The sequence below is a fragment of the Pantoea sp. Cr_R13 genome (assembly GCF_029222565.1).
GTDB classification, from domain to species: Bacteria; Pseudomonadota; Gammaproteobacteria; order Enterobacterales; family Enterobacteriaceae; genus Pantoea; species Pantoea eucalypti.
In genome coordinates this window covers 62128-80437 of record NZ_JARHXL010000015.1, presented here as the reverse complement: position 1 = coordinate 80437, position 18310 = coordinate 62128, and the positions used below count along the sequence as shown (strand labels likewise).

18 protein-coding genes are annotated in these 18310 nt (G+C 55.8%); 13 read left to right on the top strand and 5 right to left on the bottom strand.

The window, feature by feature from the left end; translation table 11 throughout:
* Positions 1–48: 48 nt before the first annotated feature.
* Genes hslR through P2R09_RS15270 form a run of 3 tightly spaced genes read right to left on the bottom strand, consistent with a single transcriptional unit; the run spans position 49 to position 3301 of the window.
* Positions 49–450 (bottom strand): ribosome-associated heat shock protein Hsp15, encoded by a 402-nt coding sequence (hslR, locus tag P2R09_RS15280; protein ID WP_003853009.1) that lies wholly within the window; start codon positions 448–450, stop codon positions 49–51.
* Between the two features lie 13 nt (positions 451–463).
* Positions 464–1111 (bottom strand): GMP/IMP nucleotidase, encoded by a 648-nt coding sequence (gene yrfG, locus P2R09_RS15275; protein ID WP_275770994.1) that lies wholly within the window; start codon positions 1109–1111, stop codon positions 464–466.
* 54 nt (positions 1112–1165) lie between these two features.
* Positions 1166–3301 (bottom strand): intracellular growth attenuator family protein, encoded by a 2136-nt coding sequence (locus tag P2R09_RS15270; RefSeq protein ID WP_275770992.1) that lies wholly within the window; start codon positions 3299–3301, stop codon positions 1166–1168.
* A gap of 391 nt (positions 3302–3692) precedes the next feature.
* Between P2R09_RS15270 and nudE the strand changes: the two genes are divergently transcribed.
* Positions 3693–4256, top strand: a complete 564-nt coding sequence (gene nudE, locus P2R09_RS15265) for an ADP compounds hydrolase NudE (protein ID WP_275770990.1) — start codon at positions 3693–3695, stop codon at positions 4254–4256.
* A 72-nt stretch (positions 4257–4328) separates the two neighbouring features.
* On the opposite strand, the gene mrcA is transcribed toward nudE, so the two are convergent.
* Positions 4329–6878: a peptidoglycan glycosyltransferase/peptidoglycan DD-transpeptidase MrcA gene (gene mrcA, locus P2R09_RS15260; RefSeq protein WP_275770988.1), complete on the bottom strand. Its 2550-nt coding sequence runs from the start codon at positions 6876–6878 to the stop codon at positions 4329–4331.
* A 116-nt stretch (positions 6879–6994) separates the two neighbouring features.
* On the opposite strand from mrcA, the gene pilM reads away from it, so the two are divergent.
* The 12 genes from pilM (at position 6995) to trpS (ending at position 16886) form a co-directional block, all read left to right on the top strand.
* Complete coding sequence (gene pilM / locus P2R09_RS15255) at positions 6995–7801, top strand: pilus assembly protein PilM (protein WP_275770986.1); 807 nt, start codon at positions 6995–6997, stop codon at positions 7799–7801.
* The gene (locus tag P2R09_RS15250; protein WP_275770984.1) at positions 7801–8343 is read left to right on the top strand and encodes a PilN domain-containing protein; all 543 of its coding nucleotides are present in this window, start codon (positions 7801–7803) and stop codon (positions 8341–8343) included. Before pilM ends, P2R09_RS15250 begins: the two co-directional genes overlap by 1 nt.
* On the top strand, positions 8336–8833 hold the full coding sequence (locus tag P2R09_RS15245) for a hypothetical protein (protein WP_275770982.1): 498 nt from the start codon (positions 8336–8338) through the stop codon (positions 8831–8833). Before P2R09_RS15250 ends, P2R09_RS15245 begins: the two co-directional genes overlap by 8 nt.
* The gene (locus P2R09_RS15240) at positions 8823–9206 is read left to right on the top strand and encodes a HofP DNA utilization family protein (protein ID WP_275770980.1); all 384 of its coding nucleotides are present in this window, start codon (positions 8823–8825) and stop codon (positions 9204–9206) included. The genes P2R09_RS15245 and P2R09_RS15240 overlap by 11 nt, the downstream gene beginning before the upstream one ends.
* The gene (gene hofQ, locus P2R09_RS15235; RefSeq protein WP_275770978.1) at positions 9145–10416 is read left to right on the top strand and encodes a DNA uptake porin HofQ; all 1272 of its coding nucleotides are present in this window, start codon (positions 9145–9147) and stop codon (positions 10414–10416) included. Before P2R09_RS15240 ends, hofQ begins: the two co-directional genes overlap by 62 nt.
* A gap of 363 nt (positions 10417–10779) precedes the next feature.
* Positions 10780–11301 carry a shikimate kinase AroK gene (gene aroK, locus P2R09_RS15230; protein ID WP_003852989.1) on the top strand — a complete coding sequence of 174 codons (522 nt, stop codon included), beginning with the start codon at positions 10780–10782 and terminating at the stop codon, positions 11299–11301.
* A 38-nt stretch (positions 11302–11339) separates the two neighbouring features.
* Positions 11340–12428: a 3-dehydroquinate synthase gene (aroB, locus tag P2R09_RS15225; RefSeq protein WP_039660822.1), complete on the top strand. Its 1089-nt coding sequence runs from the start codon at positions 11340–11342 to the stop codon at positions 12426–12428.
* 72 nt (positions 12429–12500) lie between these two features.
* The gene (locus P2R09_RS15220) at positions 12501–13547 is read left to right on the top strand and encodes an SPOR domain-containing protein (RefSeq protein ID WP_275770974.1); all 1047 of its coding nucleotides are present in this window, start codon (positions 12501–12503) and stop codon (positions 13545–13547) included.
* 93 nt (positions 13548–13640) lie between these two features.
* The gene (gene dam, locus P2R09_RS15215) at positions 13641–14456 is read left to right on the top strand and encodes an adenine-specific DNA-methyltransferase (protein ID WP_039660819.1); all 816 of its coding nucleotides are present in this window, start codon (positions 13641–13643) and stop codon (positions 14454–14456) included.
* 67 nt (positions 14457–14523) lie between these two features.
* Positions 14524–15207 (top strand): ribulose-phosphate 3-epimerase, encoded by a 684-nt coding sequence (rpe, locus tag P2R09_RS15210; protein ID WP_003852981.1) that lies wholly within the window; start codon positions 14524–14526, stop codon positions 15205–15207.
* Complete coding sequence (locus P2R09_RS15205) at positions 15191–15868, top strand: phosphoglycolate phosphatase (protein ID WP_275770971.1); 678 nt, start codon at positions 15191–15193, stop codon at positions 15866–15868. The genes rpe and P2R09_RS15205 overlap by 17 nt, the downstream gene beginning before the upstream one ends.
* A gap of 16 nt (positions 15869–15884) precedes the next feature.
* Positions 15885–16886 (top strand): tryptophan--tRNA ligase, encoded by a 1002-nt coding sequence (gene trpS / locus P2R09_RS15200; protein ID WP_275770969.1) that lies wholly within the window; start codon positions 15885–15887, stop codon positions 16884–16886.
* A gap of 58 nt (positions 16887–16944) precedes the next feature.
* Here the strand turns inward: trpS and cysG are convergent, their stop codons facing one another.
* Positions 16945–18309 carry a siroheme synthase CysG gene (cysG, locus tag P2R09_RS15195; RefSeq protein WP_275770967.1) on the bottom strand — a complete coding sequence of 455 codons (1365 nt, stop codon included), beginning with the start codon at positions 18307–18309 and terminating at the stop codon, positions 16945–16947.
* Between the last annotated feature and the right edge of the window lies 1 nt (position 18310).

The following is an 18310-nucleotide window of genomic DNA, read 5'->3' as shown; positions in this document are numbered from 1 at the left end:
TTTTTTCTCTCACTGGAACGGGGCGACGGTGCGTCAGCGAAGACGGCGTTATTCATCGCCCGATAATTTAAACTTCATCAAATCGCGACGCTCTTTTTTGTCAGGTCGCCGATCGGGATGGGGCATAGTCAGCGCATTCAGTTTGCGCGCCTGCGCCATTTTTTCGCGTTTTTCAATACTGGCATCGGTTTCGCGATAGAGCTGCTGGGCCTCACTGGCGGGACGGCGCTGGGCGCTGATGTCCGCCACGATCACGGTGCGTTCATCATTGCCCTGACGCAGTGTCAGTTCCGCATTCAGTTCCACCACTTTGCCGGGTTTGCTGCGCTGGCCGTTGTAATGGACTTTACCGCCTTCAATCATCTCCCGCGCAATCGCCCGGGTTTTGTAGAAGCGCGCGGCCCACAGCCACTTGTCGAGGCGGACCTCTTCGCTGCTTTTCTCTTTCATTGCTGCTCCTGACTCAGATCAGCGTCCGGTAATCGCCAGTGGCCCGGTGACGCTGAAAGATTTGCTCAGGACGACCCGAATCAGGGTTCTTCACGCCTAAGCACCAGCCGATGCCCCATAACGTTGCAGCATCCAGAATCACTTCGTTGTCATCGATAAACAGCGTGCGCGCCGCAGAAAAGCCGGTGTGCTGTTGTACCGCCTGCCATAAACGTTGGTCTTCTTTCGGATACCCAAAGGTATGGGTGGAAAGTAATAAATCAAGGTGCGGCGCTAAACCTGTCTGCGCCAGTTTGACGTCCAGATTGTAAGGATGTGCGTTAGTCAGCAGGATGGTGGACTTGCCCGCGCGACGCAGCGCCTGCAAAAAAGGCAGCGTATCGTCACGCAGGGCGATACGGCTGCGCATCGCCAGCGTCATGGCACGGATATCCAGCTTCAGCGCGTCTGCCCAATAATCCAGACAATACCAGTTTAGCGTATGGGCGACGGCCTGATATTTTTCCGCAATGATCGCGTCGGCTTCCGCCCGGCTGATGCCGCGTTGCTGGCTGAGCTGTTCAGGCACATGCTCCAGCCAGAAGTGACGATCAAACGCCAAATCCAGCAGCGTGCCATCCATGTCGAGCAGCACGGTATCAATCTCAGACCAGTTGAGCATCCAGGTTCACCCTGTAAAAAAACCGGGCGACAGGTTAGCACAGAAGGGCAGGACTCAGAATATTGAGCGCACACCCTGCAAAGTGCCAAGGTTATGGTTGAAACACTTTTCATAATACTGCTGGATATCGATCATGCGCTGGCGATTACGGTGCATGCGGCGAAGCGCCAGTAAGCCGTTAATTATCCCACAGGTCAGCAGCATCAGAAGCAGCAATACGGTGCCGAGATAGCGCCACTGCGCCATGGCATCCGGTTCATTGTGCAGGACAATGTGACGCGTGCCGTTGGCATCCGTTGAAATGCTGGTGATGATGCCGCTGGCGCTGAAAGGTGTATGCAGCAGTACGGTGGAGAGTCGTTGCAGCTCACGCCACTGAGAAGGCGGGTCGAGATCAAACAGCGATACGGTGGGCTGCGGCTGATTCACTAACTGGCGACCTTCGTCGCTGACGATCAGGAATCCCCCTGGCGGCGGGCTGTTAAGATTTTCTGCCGCCCGACGGGTTTCGCGGAAAAAGAAGGTGGATGTAGCGGTATTTACCAGGTTTTCCAGCGCTTCTGCACTCACCGGGCGCAGCAGCACATTCATGCCGTTTAACTGACCGGAATCTGCCCGACGCATCAAAGCTTCCCAGTCTTTGGCATTGCCAAGGTTTACCAGGGCGTTTTTCAGCCGCATACAATCCTGCGGCTGATTGCAGAGATCCTGCGTTTTCATCACCAGATCTGAGAAGTCATCCAACAGAATCATTCCGGACTTTTGAATCGCGGAAGCCAGCTGTGGGTTCAGTTTAGGGTCAGTATTGGTTTCGGGATGCAGCTGCTTTGTGGTGGTCTCCAGTAGCGCCGCCGCTTTATCAATAATGTCCGATTGCGGCTGCGGCAGTGGCGTCGCGTTATTCCAGTAGATCGCCGAACAGTCGAACGGCATGTAGGCGTAGCTGCGGTTGCTCTGATAGTTGTCCGGCACTGAACACATACCGGTGCCACTCACTTTGAGGTTGTCGCCAATGTTCAGTGCCACGTTGCTGAGCTTATCAACGCTGCTGACCTCCAGGCTGTCGGTGCCTCTTGCCCAGGCCAGACTGAGTTTAATCGGCATCGTGAGCGGGATCCAGGTGACCAGCATAGTCAGCACCAACAGTGAACCACACGCCAGCACCACGTTTTTCCGCCAGCGCTGGATAGGGAAGTTTTTGACTTCATCCTGTAGCGACAGGAAGCGACCCTGACGCACCACCTGACGATTAAGGTAGATCTCGACATCCGTTACCTGACCGAGATCGTGTGCGACGTAAGGCTGCCAATGTGGCGGATAGGCAAGGTCAATAATGCCCAGCGTGATATTGCTCTGCTCCTGGTTCGATTCACTGAACAGACCCCAGCGTTTTGGTGCGCCGCGCAGGCAGTGTATATCACGCAGCCCGCGCTCGCCGGGAATGCGATAAAGCAGCCAGAGGCTGGCGCCAATCATTAATGTCCCCGTCAACACTAGCCAGATCATCAGCGTGGCAGGCACTAACAGGCTGAAGAAGAACAGTAAGAAGGCCAGAGAGATCGTCACCGCTTCACGCGTGCCGTCTGGCCGCGACAGACGATACTCTTCTGGCGTCTCTTTGCGCACCTGCAGCAGCTCAACATTTTCTGTTTCTGCTTTGCGGATTGAGGCGTTGGTGGACACCGGACGCATGAGCACAGGCAGCGATTGCTGATCCACAGCGTAATCAACCAGCGAGTGGCCGTTCAGCGAGATCACCAGCGGAATAGATTGAGTGCGGATTAACTCAACATAGTTTTCGTCGGTAATGTACTGTTCCCACAGCGGCGGCAGATGAACTTCAACCTCATCCAGGTAATAGCGCCATTTATGGGGATCGTCTGTGGAGAGGCCGTAACGGGTAATTGCGCGGGTAACCGGATAGACATTGTTGCTCTGCGCTGTCAGCGTCAGCCGTTCAGGCGCGCTTCGCTTATGGGTAGTGACAGGCGTACTGAGTTGTTTTTCCAGCGCGGCGACATACTTATCGACAGCCTCACGTTCCTGCGGAGAGAGCTTACGGCAGGGCGGACTGATGAATGGCAGTGGTTTCGCCAACGGCGGACGATGCCGCATAGCGTACCAAAACCCCATGCCTGCCAGGATTGAACAGGTCAGCACTATGGCCAGGATCATCAAGATTGTGCTCATGCTCTGCTCAATTCAGCCAAAATGCTGCCTTCACTTTAAACTTTCGCTCCCGGTTATGCTCACTATAAAAGAGACATTCCGAAAGATTATATAACCCTGAGGAGTCAGACACCCGATGAAATAGTGCCAGCGTATATCTGATTGGCATTTGTTAAACCCTGCCTTGTCCGAATGGTAACCGGCACAGACTGGATTAAATATCGGTATTATCTGAAACTTATCGCAGCGTATTGACTAATGCAAATTTAGTCTTAACTGATAACTAAAGCCTGTTATTCAACCGACTGAATCTGTGCAACGATAACGTCACTGTCTGACTGTCGCACAATTGCCTGCGGTTAGGTATGCTAATTCGCTACTGATAGCCGGCGCAGAATAATTTGAGGCTGATATGAAAATTCCAAAAAAACCTGACATCCTCAATATCACCGCCGTGGCACGTTCACGGTTATTCACTATCGAGTCGGTTGATCTGGCTTTCAGTAATGGTGCACATCGCGTCTATGAGCGGATGAAGCCTTCAGAGCGTGAAGCGGTGATGATTGTGCCGATTATTGATGATCATCTGATCCTGATTCAGGAGTACGCCGTCGGACTGGAAACCTACGAACTCGGCTTCCCGAAAGGGCTGATCGATGCAGGCGAAACCGTTAATGAAGCGGCGGTGCGCGAACTGAAAGAAGAAGTCGGCTTTGGTGCAGATCAACTGACCACGCTGGGCAAGCTCACCATGGCACCTTCTTACTTTTCCAGCAAAATGAATATTGTGATAGCAGAAGGTCTCTATGCTGAAAAGCTGGAAGGCGATGAGCCGGAGCCGCTGATTATCCACCGCTGGCCGCTGAGCGATATGCTGTCGCTGCTGAACGAACCCGATTTCCGCGAGGCGCGTAATGTCAGTGCACTGTTTATGGCGCGCGAATGGCTGGTGAAACAGGGACGGCTGCGTTACTGAACAGGATGCTTTAATGAATAAAAAAAGCCGACAGAAGTCGGCTTTTTTTATCGTGCAATAACAGGGATCACATCAGAACAGCTCGTGACTCTCGCCGTTATCCATAATAGTGGTACCCACATCATGAACCGAATATTCGGTCGGCTGGGTACCATTGATGAAGTACTCCTGACGCGTGTTACCGCCGCCATTTGCCAGTTTGCCGGTACTGCGATCGATTGTCACCGTGACGACGCCATCCGGCGGTGTCAATGGCTGCACCGGTACACCGTCCAGCGCGCTCTTCATGAACTCATCCCATGCCGGTTGCGCACTCTTCGCGCCACCTTCATAGCCCGATATCTGATCGGGGATTGCGCCGGAAAGCGTACTGCGGCCCAGATTGCGGCGCGCATCATCAAAACCGATCCAGACGGAGGTCACTACGCCAGGGCCGTAACCCGAGAACCAGGCATCTTTCGAGCTGTTGGTGGTACCGGTTTTGCCGCCGATATCATTACGTTTGAGATCTCGTCCGGCACGCCAGCCCGTCCCCAACCAGCCCGGTTCGCCAAAGATATTACTGTTCAGCGCGCTCCTGATGAGGAAGCTGAGCGGCGTATTGATCACGTGAGGTGCATATTGCTGATCGCCCTGCTGAGCCTGAGCAGGAACCTGCTCCAGTTCAGGCTGAGGAACTGCCTGATTCTGGTTGTTATTTGAGGCAGCAACGTTCTCCACACTCTCTTCATTCAGCGCCAGCGCTTTTTTGGTCTCACCATAGATCACCGGCAGATTGCACTGCGGACAGGCGATCTTCGGTTTCTCTTCAAAGACGGTGCCGCCCTGTTCGTTCTCAATCTTCGTAATGAAGTAAGGATCAACCAGGAAGCCGCCATTCGCCATCACGGAGTAGCCACGCACGACCTGTAATGGGGTGAATGAGGCCGCACCCAGTGCCAGCGACTCGGTGTGAACAATGTTCTGCGCCGGGAAACCAAAGCGCTGCAGATACTCTGCGGCATAATCCACGCCCATCGCACGCATCGCACGCACCATCACGACGTTTTTCGACTGACCTAATCCCTGACGCAGACGAATCGGACCATCGTAAGTTGGCGGTGAGTTTTTCGGACGCCAGTCTGCACCGGCACCTGCATCCCAGCGTGAAATCGGCACATCGTTCAGGATGGAGGCGAGCGTCAACCCGCGATCCATGGCGGCGGTATAAAGGAAAGGCTTGATGTTAGAGCCGACCTGGCGCAGTGCCTGGGTCGCACGGTTAAACATGCTCTGGTTAAAGGCAAAACCACCTACCAGCGCGCGCACCGCACCATCATTTGGATCCAGTGAGACCAGTGCCGAGTTCACATCCGGCACCTGACCCAGCCACCAGTCGTCACCCACTTTACGCACCCAAATCTGCTGGCCAGCCTGCAAGACCTGCGTCACGCTTTTCGGCGTCGGGCCCTGCACGGTGTCAGACTTATAAGCACGCGCCCAGCGCACACCGGCTAATGACAGCGACACATTGCTGCCATCCTGCATCATAACGGTCGCTTCATCGCTGCGTGCTTCCGTTACGACGGCTGGGTGGAGCGGGCCATAAACCGGCAGCACCTTCAGCGCTTTCTCGATCTTCGTCTGATCCCAGGCCGGTTCACCCACTTTCCACAGCACGCTGGTCGGGCCGCGATAACCATGACGCATATCGTAGGCCATGACGTTATTGCGCACCGAGGTCTGCGCGGCTTCCTGCAGGCGGCGAGTCACGGTGGTATAAACCTTGTAACCGTCGGTGTAGGCATTATTGCCGTAGCGTTTCACCATCTCCTGACGCACCATCTCGCTGAGATAAGGGGCAGAGAAGGCGATTTCCGGGCCATGATACTTCGCCACCAGCGGTGTATTACGGGCCTCGTCATATTGCTGCTGCGTGATGTAATGCTGATCCAGCATACGCGCCAGTACCACGTTGCGGCGCGACAGGGCGCGGCTCGGTGAGTACAGCGGGTTAAAGGTAGACGGCGCTTTCGGCAGACCGGCAATCATCGCCATTTCACTCAGCGACAGCTGGTCAACGGGCTTACCGAAATAGACCTGTGAGGCGGCACCGACGCCATAAGCGCGATAGCCCAGGTAGATCTTATTCAGGTAGAGCTCAAGGATTTCATCTTTATTCAGCAGCTGCTCAATGCGGATCGCCAGGAACGCTTCCTTTATTTTACGCATCAGGGTGCGTTCCGGACTCAGGAAGAAGTTACGGGCCAGCTGTTGAGTGATGGTACTTGCACCCTGTGAAGCATGACCGGAGACCAGTGCAATGCTGGCCGCACGGAAAATACCCACCGGATCAACACCATGGTGCTCATAAAAACGGCTGTCCTCGGTCGCAATAAACGCTTTCACCATGACCGGTGGCACTTGCTGCAGAGTCAAAGGGATACGGCGCATTTCGCCATACTGGGCGATCAGGTCGCCATCGGCGCTGTAAACCTGCATAGGGGTTTGCAGACGCACATCTTTCAGCGTGTTCACGTCGGGCAGCTGTGGCTCTATGTATTTGTATAAACCATAAATCGAGCCAGCTCCCAACAGGATGCAACACACTGTAAGGATTAATAAATACTTTACGAACTTCACCTGGAATTTCCCATCTGTTGTCGTTTGAGCAGTTTATAAACAACCGCGCGGTAGTATAAAGGCAAGCCAGACGCTTTGATATGTCCATTTTCCCGGACGATAAGGAGATCGCGCGCATGGCTTTTCATACCTGGCAAATTGGGCTGGATATTCAGAATAGGCAGATTTGTGCCCTTGCCCTCCAGCCTCGTCGTGATGGCTGGCAGCTACGCCACTGGTGGCAGCAGCGGCTGCCGCAAGATACGTTAAGAAACGGCGTGCTGCAATCTTCGCCTGAATTACTGGCGGCCTTAACGGCCTGGCGTCAGCGGTTGCCGCGTCGTTATTCGCTGCGTGTTGCACTGCCCGCCCGGCTGGTGTTACAGCGCCAGCTCCCCCTGCCTGCGCAGGCGCTGAACGAACCCGCACTGGGGCATTACGTGCAGGCGGCCTCGCGCCGTCTCTTTCCTCTGGAGCCCACTGCGCTGGCGCTGGATTATCGACCGGATGCAAAGCGTGATCAGCTCTGCGTCACGGCCGCGCGGCTGGAGATTATCGATCAGTGGGCAGCGCCACTGTTACAGTCAGGATTAAAGCCGCAGGTGTTTGAACTGACCACTGACGCGTTGAAGCGATTAGCCCGGCAGGCAGCACTGAAGTCCGGCGCGGTACTGGTTCTGCAGCAGGATAACCGCTGGCTCTGGAGCGATGCGCACTCAGCGGCTGACATCGGCGAAGTCACCACACTGGCGGCTCTGCGGCAGCAGGCTTTCCCCGACGCCAGTTTTGTTGCCTGGTGCGCCGCAGAGCCGGGTGTAGTGCCCGCCGACGCCACCGGCTTTTCCCCTTTTGATCTCTTTCACTATAAGCAACCTCCCTTGCCGGAAAACCCGGGAGCCTTTGCGCTGGCGGCCGGGCTGGCGCTACGTGATGGAGATGAATAATGGTGGCGGTTAATCTGCTGCCCTGGCGGCAGCACCGTCGGCAACAGCAGCAGCGGCAGAGTCTGGTGATGCTGTTACTGATGCTGGGTACTTTGTTTCTGGTTGTTGTGCAACAAACCTGGCAGATCCGTCAGGCGCGTCAGCAGGTGGCGCAGACGCGCAGTTTACAGCAGCAGGCGCTGGACGCTCTGGGACAACAACTCGCGCAGCAAAAGCAGTTACTCGCCCGGCTCGCCGTCGTACAAAAACAGCAGGCAAAGCAGCGTCAGCAGGCCGTGCAACTTGCTGCCTGGCAGAAGTTCTGGCTCAATTTACCCATGTTGATGCCCGATTCCGCCTGGCTGACCCGTCTGGAGAAGCGTGACAATCATCTGACTCTGGAGGGCCAGGCGCAGGATATGGCCTCGGTCCGGCAATTCCGCCAGCAGTTAACTACGGTCGCCCTGCTGGATCAGGTTAAGCAGGGCGGTGTAAAGCGGCAGGCCGATGGCAGTTATCGTTTTTCACTGCGGGCAACGGTCCAGGCGGTGGCTGATGAATGAGTGGTGGGAGCGGTGGTGGCAGATGGCCGCGCTTCCGCGTTACGGCTTGCTCGCCGCCCTCGCATTCTGCCTGCTCCTGCTCTCGTGGATTCTCTGGCTGCGGCCACAGCAGCAGGCGCTGACAACTGAAAAGGTGGCGCTGTTGCAGTTGACCCGCACCCTGCAGCAGCGCCAGCAGCAGTGGCGTCAACATCCTGATAATGAAGTGTTGCAGGCGCAACTGGCGGAAATGCAGCGTGCCCGGTCTGTATCTGGCACATCAGGCCTGGTACTGGAAGCGATTCTGGCGGCACGTCGTAACCAACTGGAAGAGTGGCAGCCGGATGCACCCTCCCGCATGCTGACGCTGCATCTGCAGTGGCCGGCATTCCAGTCGCTTTTTGCCGAGCTTGCCGATGCCTCCGCACCGTTTCCGGCCCATTTCCTGCTGCTGGCGCAGCCGCAGTTCCTGATCGCACAACTCTGGCTGGAATCAGACGATGCGCCATAGCCTGCTGATTTTACTGGTGTGCTGTAGCAGTGTGGTGGCGCGTGATCCGTTCAGGCCGGTTGCCGGTTCAGTGTGTGAAGCGTCAGTGGAACCGCTCACTGGCTGGCGTCTGCAGGGGATTATTGGCCGGGAGGCGCATTTCCATGCCTGGCTGATTGGCCCGAAGAAAGAGATTGTCATCGCCCGCATCGGCAAACCCTTTCCTGTAGCGCCCTGGCAACTCACTGACATGACCCGCCGCAGCATCACCTTAGCGGTGCAAAATAGCTGCACCGCACAACAGACTACATTCTATTTAAAAGGACGTTCGTATGGTTTGGATAGCCACTCTGCTGCTGGTCATCAGCTGCCTGCTGCCGGTTTACGCCGCTGATGAGGAACCGCTCAGCCTGACATTTGATAATGCACCGGTAGAGCGTATTTTGCAGGCACTGGCTGATTATCAGCAGATCAATCTGATGATTGCGCCAGAGGTGGAAGGTTCGTTATCGCTGCGACTGGATAACCTGCCCTGGCATCAGGCGCTGGAGCTGGTGGCGCGCATGGCAAAGCTGACGCTGATTGAACAGGATAATGTCCTGCTGGTCTATCCGGAAAGCTGGCAACAGGCGCAACAGCAGGCTCGTGCGGCTGAGCAGCAGGCGCAGTTGCAGCAGGTACCTTTGCAGCAGCGCGCCGTCACATTGCGTTATGCCAGCGCCAGCGAGGTGCATGCCAGTCTGCTGAGTGAGCGGCAATCGCTGATGACCGCGCGCGGCAGCGTGACAGTCGATAAACGGACCAATGCGCTGTTACTGCGCGATACCGCAGCGGCTTTAAAAGAGACAGAACGCTGGATACGGGCGCTGGATCTGCCACTGGAGCAGATTGAGCTCTCAGCGCATATCGTTACCATCAGCGAAGAGCATTTGCAGGAGTTGGGGGTGAAGTGGGGATTGCAGTCGGGTGATGCCGCAGTGACTGACATTCTGCACCATCCCCGTCTGGATATCCCGCTGGCGGTGAGTTCACCCGGCATCAGCGTGGGGATGGCGCTGGCGCGTATAGGTGGCCAGCTTCTGGATCTGGAGTTAAGCGCACTGGAACAGGAAAACCAGATTGAAATCATCGCCAGTCCGCGCCTCTTTACCTCACATCAGCAGACCGCATCGATTAAGCAGGGCACGGAGATTCCTTACGAAGTGTCCGCAGGAAACAGCGGGGCAACCAGTATTGAGTTTAAAGAAGCAGTGCTGGGCATGGAGGTGACACCGACCCTTTCTGGCAATGGTCGCATCCAGCTGAAAATTCGTATCAGCCAGAATATGCCGGGTCGCAGCATCAGAACCGGTGACAGCAACATATTATCCATTGATAAACAAGAAATTGAGACTCAGGTCACGGTCAGTGACGGGCAAACACTGGCGTTAGGGGGTATCTTTCAGCAGCAGCGTAGTCGTGGCGAGAATAAGGTGCCGCTACTGGGAAATGTGCCGCTGATTGGCGGGTTATTTCGCCAGCAATCTGAGCAGCGCAAAAAAAGAGAGCTGGTGATCTTCATTACGCCACGATTGGTCAGGGAAGCAGCGCTTACGGCTGGATAAAACGGAAAATGCGTCCCTTAAGGCCATCTGCGTTGACGCAGGAGAGGAATTAGCTTACAAGGTTTAGCGATTTTCAATACGGTGTAACCGTCTAGGCTGGGTAAATCCCGGCAAACAGATCAGAAAACTTCTCTGTAAGCAGCGTTGTAAAAGACGCAGCGCTGGCGCGTTACAGTTTCGCGAACACAGGCCAATTCAGAAATGGATGTGCTGAAGGCAATATAATCGGTTGCCAAACAGCCTTGAGTGTTGAGATAATTTTTCATCTGACTCTTGCTAACGCTCATGAGGTCTCAGTTCCTGTCCCGCCAGCGAATGCTGAACGCGGGGTATCATTAACGAATTCTTAGTAATACCGACAAAATGGCAGAGAAACGCAATATCTTTCTGGTTGGGCCGATGGGTGCCGGCAAAAGCACTATTGGCCGTCAGTTGGCTCAGCAACTCAACATGGAGTTCTTCGATTCCGATCAGGAAATTGAGCGACGCACCGGAGCGGATGTGGGCTGGGTTTTTGATGTCGAAGGCGAAGCTGGCTTTCGCGATCGCGAAGAAAAAATCATCAACGAACTGACCGAGAAGCAAGGCATCGTCCTGGCGACAGGCGGTGGTTCCGTCAAATCCCGGGAAACGCGTAATCGGCTCTCCGCTCGCGGTGTCGTGGTTTATCTTGAAACCACCATCGAGAAGCAACTGGCGCGCACCCAACGTGACAAAAAACGTCCGTTGCTGCAGGTGGATTCACCGCCGCGTGAAGTGCTCGAAGCGCTGGCTGGCGAACGTAACCCGCTTTACGAAGAGATCGCCGATGTAACCATTCGCACAGATGATCAGAGTGCGAAAGTGGTGGCGAATCAGATTATCCACATGTTGGAAAAAAGTTGATCCAACGTTCGAAGGCTCTTTAACAGGTATCGAGCATCATGGAGAAGATCACCGTCTCACTAGGGGAACGCAGTTACCCCATCACTATCGCCGCCGGACTGTTTAACGATCCGGCTTCTTTTTGGCCGCTACGCGCGGGCGAAAACGCCATGGTGGTGACAAACCAGACGCTGGCTCCGCTTTATCTTGACCCGCTTACAGCGCTGCTGAAGGCGGCTGGTGTAAAAGTGGATCAGGTGATCTTACCCGACGGCGAGCAATACAAGACGCTGGCCGTAATGGATCAGGTTTTTACCGCACTTCTGCAAAAGCCGCACGGTCGTGATACGACGCTTATCGCCTTAGGCGGTGGCGTCATTGGCGATCTTACCGGTTTTGCTGCGGCCAGTTATCAGCGTGGCGTACGCTTTATTCAGGTACCGACCACCTTACTGTCGCAGGTTGATTCTTCGGTTGGCGGTAAAACGGCCGTTAACCATCCGCTGGGCAAAAACATGATCGGCGCGTTTTATCAACCCGCGTCGGTGGTGATTGATACGGCCTGTCTGAAGACACTGCCCGCGCGCGAACTGGCGTCGGGTCTGGCGGAAGTCATTAAGTACGGCATCATTCTCGACGGGACATTTTTTGAGTGGCTGGAGCAGAATCTTGATGCTCTGCTGGCGCTGGATGAACAGGCGCTGGCGTACTGCATTCGTCGCTGCTGTGAGCTGAAAGCCGAGGTCGTTTCGGCCGATGAGCGTGAAAACGGTCAGCGGGCGTTGCTTAATCTGGGCCATACTTTTGGTCATGCGATTGAAGCACATATGGGCTATGGCAACTGGCTGCATGGTGAAGCCATTGCGGCAGGCATGGTGATGGCAGCACGTACGGCTGAACGTCTGGGGCAGTTCCAGGCGCAGGAGACCGACCGCATTATTGCGCTGTTCCGCCGTGCCGGTTTACCGGTGCATGGGCCGCAGGCGATGAGTGCGGAGATGTATCTGCCGCACATGATGCGCGATAAAAAAGTTCTGGCGGGCGAACTGCGGCTGATACTCCCGCTGTCGATTGGTCGCTCTGAAGTGCGTGGTGGCGTGGCACATGATATGGTGCTGGCTGCGATTAATGATTGTCAGCAACCCTGAGATTAAGCAGTTGAGTGGTGACGCGGCGCGCAGGGTGCGCAGTGCGGAATGCCGCTTTACGGAGGAGGCAAAATGGATGAGTTTAAACCGGAAGACGAGTTAAAACCTGACGCCAGCGACCGCCGTCCCTCGCGCCCGCGTAAGCCGTCTGCCGCAGCCAAAGTACCGGCGTCGCGCCAGCGCATCATGATGGGTGTCGGGATTCTGGTTCTGCTGTTACTGGTACTGGGTATTGGTTCAGCGCTGAATGGCCCGGATGAGAAAAAGCCAGCGACTGCGGGCACGACTCCTGCCGCCAGTGGCGGTTCCGGTAGCGAGAAGAATATCGATCTGGGCGGCTCCTCTTCCATGTCAGCCGGGCAGACTCCTCCGTCAGGTCAAACCACGCCAGCGCCTGACGCAAATAACGCATCGACCAGCGGTGAGGGTGCATCTGCTCCTCAGCGTGACGTTTCCATGCCGCCTGTGGCGTCAACGCCTACCCAGGCCGCGCCGGTTGACGCGCCAGCAAATCAGCAGCGCGTCACGCTGCCAGGCGATCTGAACAGCGCGCTGACGAATCAGCAGCAGCAGGTCGATAACGCCGCGATGGGAACGCAGGGTGGCAGTTCACTGCCGACGGCGCCCGCGACGGTCAGCGGTAATGCAGGAACGGCAGCCAATCCTGTTGCGGCACCTTCACGTCAGACGCCGAACAAATCCAATGCTTCTGCACGTCCGGCGCATGATTCATCGCATAAAACGGCGTCGAAACCTGCAACCCGTGACAGCAAAACGCATACTACGCCAGCGCATTCCCCAGCCAGTTCTGCTCCGGCCACTGCGTCCACCGGCAGCAGTTCAGCCAGCAAATCCGTGCCAGGCGGCAGCTATACGCTGCAGCTGAGCGGTGCATCGAAGGCGGAAAGCCTGAATGCCTGGGCTAAACAACAGAATCTGCGCGGGTATCACGTCTACAAAACCACCCGTAACGGTCAGCCGTGGTATGTGCTGGTGAGTGGATCTTATGCCACACCAGCGGATGCCAAACGCGCTGTCGCGTCGCTGCCTGCGGAAGTACGTGCAAAAAACCCATGGGTAAAACCCGTTAGCCAGGTGAAGAAAGAAGCCAGCCAATAGCGGATGTGGGGCCATGTTCTGGCCCCGTTTTAAGCGCAGATCTGCTGTCGGTAAAGCCACAGCCTCACAATAAGATGTAATAACCACGACAGCATGAAAAAAAATCGCGCTTTCCTGAAATGGGCAGGGGGAAAATTTCCCTTAGTAGAAGAGATCCATCGTCACCTGCCGCAAGGCGACTGTCTGGTCGAGCCCTTTGTGGGTGCAGGTTCAGTGTTTCTGAACACTGAGTTTGATCGCTACCATCTTGCAGATATCAACAGTGACCTGATTAATCTCTACAACATTGTTAAAACGCGCACGGCGGATTTCATTCGTGACGCGCAGTTGCTGTTTACGCCGGAAGGTAACAACGAGATCTGTTATTACCAGCGGCGCACCGAATTCAACACCAGCACCGACGCCTACCAGCGCGCGCTGCTGTTCCTCTATCTGAACCGTCACTGTTACAACGGCCTCTGTCGCTATAACCTGCGTGGTGAGTTCAACGTGCCGTTTGGCCGCTATCGCAAACCCTACTTTCCGGAAGCAGAACTTTTATGGTTTGCCGAGCGCGCGCAAAAAGCGACGTTTGTCTGTGAATCGTACGATGTTACGCTGACCAATGCTGGCAAGGGCTCTGTGGTCTATTGCGATCCGCCTTATGCACCGCTGTCGGCAACGGCTAATTTCACGGCTTATCACACCAACAGCTTCAGTCTGCGTGAGCAGGAGAATCTGGCGGCGTTAGCGGCACAGCTCGCTTCGTCGGAGAACCGTATTCCGGTTCTGATTTCTAACCACGACACTGCACTGACGCGTTTGTGGTATCAGGATGCAGTGTTACATGTGGTCAAAGCCCGGCGTTCTATTAGCCGAAGCATAACGGGTCGCACCAAGGTCGACGAACTGCTGGCACTTTATCGCTAGTCTGTTTCGTCCGCGACCAACGCATCACGCCAGCCTCCGGGCTGGCGCACAACAGTGGGAGAATCGGATGAAACAATATTTGCTGGCCCCTTCAATCCTTTCGGCGGACTTTGCCCGTCTGGGCGAAGACACAGCCAAAGCGCTGGCGGCCGGAGGTGACGTGGTGCACTTCGACGTGATGGATAACCACTACGTCCCTAATCTGACCATGGGTCCGATGGTGCTAAAAGCACTGCGGGATTATGGCATCACCGCTCCCATCGATGTGCATCTGATGGTGAAGCCGGTAGATGCGCTGATCCCTGAGTTCGCCAAAGCCGGCGCCACTTACATCACCTTTCATCCCGAAGCCAGCGAACATGTTGACCGCACCCTGCAATTGATTAAAGAGCATGGCTGTAAAGCAGGTCTGGTGTTTAACCCGGCGACCCCGCTTAGCTATCTGGATTACGTCATGGATAAGCTGGATATCATTCTGCTGATGTCAGTGAACCCTGGTTTTGGCGGTCAGTCATTTATTCCCGGCACCCTGGATAAACTGCGTGAAGCGCGCAGACGTATCGATCAGAGCGGTTACAACATTCGCCTTGAAGTGGATGGCGGCGTGAAGATCGACAATATCCGCGAGATAGCGGCTGCCGGTGCTGACATGTTTGTCGCCGGTTCTGCCATCTTCGGTCATCCTGACTATAAAAAAGTGATCGACGATATGCGCAATGAACTGGAGAAAGCCAATGGCTCATTTCACTGAGATTCGTGCGCTGGCGTTTGATCTCGATGGCACGCTGGTGGATAGCGCGCCAGGCCTTGCTGATGCGATCGACCGTACGCTGAGCGATCTCCGCCTGCCGCAGGCGGGCCTTGAGCGGGTCTCCACCTGGATAGGTAACGGTGCCGATATCATGATGGCCCGCGCGCTGACCTTTGCGCTGGGTCGCGAACCGCAGCCTGAAGAGCAGCGTGATGCGCGAGCGTTGTTTGACCGGCACTACGCCGATACGGTAGATGCGGGTAGCACGCTATTTCCACAGGTAAAGCAGACGCTGGAGGCATTAAAGGCTTCCGGATTGCCGATGGCGATTGTGACGAACAAGCCGACGCCGTTTGTGGCACCGTTGCTGGAATCGCTGGGCATTGCCCATGCGTTTTCGCTGATTATTGGTGGCGACGATGTGCCGGTTAAAAAACCGCACCCTGCAGCGATCTTTATGGTGCTGGGCACCTTCGGCGTATTGCAGAATGAGTTGCTGTTTGTTGGCGACTCTCGCAATGATATTCAGGCGGCGCAGGCAGCAGGCGTACCAAATGTGGGTATGACCTTTGGTTATAATTATGGCGAGCCGATTGCGACCAGCCAGCCCGATTTAACCCTCGACTCTTTCGACGAACTTTTGCCCGCTCTGGGGCTGTAAATATCAGGACTTAAGTATGAAACCCATCGTTTTCAGCGGCGCACAGCCGTCCGGCGAACTGACCATTGGCAACTATATGGGAGCGCTGCGTCAGTGGGTGCAGATGCAGGATGATTTTCACTGCATTTACTGCATCGTTGATCTGCACGCAATCACCGTGCGTCAGGATCCTGCAGCACTGCGCAAAGCGACGCTGGACACGCTGGCGCTTTATCTGGCCTGTGGTATCGACCCGGAAAAAAGCACCATCTTTGTTCAGTCGCATGTGCCAGAACACACGCAGCTGAGCTGGATCCTGAACTGCTACGCCTACTTCGGTGAACTGAGCCGCATGACGCAGTTCAAAGATAAATCAGCGCGTTACGAAGAGAACATCAACGCTGGTCTGTTCGATTATCCGGTGCTGATGGCGGCGGACATTCTGCTTTATCAGACCAATCAGGTGCCGGTGGGTGAAGATCAGAAGCAGCATCTGGAGCTGAGCCGCGATATTGCACATCGCTTCAATGCGATCTATGGCGACATATTTAGAGTGCCAGAGCCGTTCATTCCGAAATCGGGTGCGCGCGTCATGTCGCTGCTGGAACCGACCAAAAAAATGTCGAAGTCTGACGATAACCGCAATAACGTTATCGGCCTGCTGGAAGATCCGAAAGCGGTCGTGAAGAAGATCAAACGCGCTGTGACTGATTCTGAAGAGCCGCCAGTGGTGCGCTACGACATCAAAGAGAAAGCGGGCGTGTCTAACCTGCTGGATATTCTGTCAGGCGTGACCGGTAAAACCATCGCTGAGCTGGAGCAGGAGTTCGAAGGCAAAATGTATGGCCATCTGAAAGGCGCCGTAGCCGATGCTGTGTCGGGCATGCTCTCTGAGCTTCAGGAGCGTTATCATCGCTTCCGCAACGATGAAACCCTGCTGGAGCAGGTAATGTGTGATGGCGCGGCCAAAGCACGTGCACAGGCGCAGGAAACGCTGAAGAAGGTTTATCAGGCAGTAGGCTTTGTCGCGATGCCATAATGGCTGAGCAGACAAATAACGCGGTGGGCTTTGTGCCCGCCGTTTTTATTTGCAGGATTTAAAACCAGCGCAGGCTGTCACGCAGACTCACCACGCTGCCGATGATCATCAGGCTGGGACTGATCACCTGTCCGGCTAACGCTTCCAGTTCGCCTAATGTACCGGTCACCACACGCTGACGCGTACTGGTTCCGTTTTCCACCAGCGCCACTGGCATATCGCTGCGCATCCCATGCTTTATCAACTGCTGCTGAATCTCTCCGGCCTGTGCCAGCCCCATATAAAACACCAGCGTCTGCTGTTCTGCCGCCAGCGTCTGCCAGGCGAGCGTGCCCGTTTTCTGGACATGGCCGGTAACCAGCCTCACGCTCTGCGCATGATCGCGGTGGGTCAGGGGAATACCGCTGTAGGCCGCACAGCCTGATGCAGCAGTAATCCCCGGCACCACGCTGAACGGGATCTGCAACTGTGCCAGCGCCTCCAGCTCTTCACCGCCGCGACCAAAGATAAAGGGATCGCCGCCTTTCAGCCGCACTACGCGTTTTCCACGTTGCGCCTGTTCAAAGAGCAGTGTGTTGATTTCATCCTGTGGCACGCAGTGATGCCCGGCGCGTTTACCGACAAAGATGCGTTCGGCATCGCGGCGCACCAGATTCAGGATCGCATCGGAGACCAGCCTGTCATAGACAATGACGTCCGCCTGCTGGATCAGCTGCAGGCCTTTGAGGGTAAGTAATCCGGCATCGCCCGGACCGGCACCGACCAGCGCCACTTCCCCCTGTTGCGTAACATCTGCATTAAAAAGCGCATCGGTCATTTGCTCCGCGCGCACGCTGTCGCCGTTAGCCAGCATCTGAGCGAGCCGCTCACTGTTAAAAAAGCGCTCCCAGAAGTGACGGCGGGCATTGATGGCGTTGAACTGCTTTTTTACCCGCCCGCGCAGAGTTCCCGCCAGCTGCGCCAGCTGGCCCAGATGCTGCGGCAGCATCGCTTCCAGCTTCTCCCGCAACAGGCGTGCCAGTACCGGCGCGCGCCCCCCGGAAGAGACAGCGACCATCAGCGGGGAGCGGTCGATGATCGACGGCATAATGGCGCTGGCCTGCTGCGGCGCATCCACCAGATTGCAGAAAATCTGCTGTTTTTCGGCTGCTTCCGCTACCTGCTGATTGACCGCGTCATCATTTGTCGCGGCGACCACCAGCCAGCAGCCGGTCAGCCATTCGGGATCGAAATGACCGGGCAGCAGCATGATGGCTTTCTGCTCCGCCCATTGCAGGAATACAGGGGAGAAATCAGGGGCACCGACCCACAGCTCGGCCCCAGCCTCCAGCAGCAGGCGTGCTTTCCGCTCAGCCACGTCACCCGCGCCGACCAGCAGGCAGCGTCGGCCCTGCAGACGGCAGAACAAAGGGAAGTAGTCCATC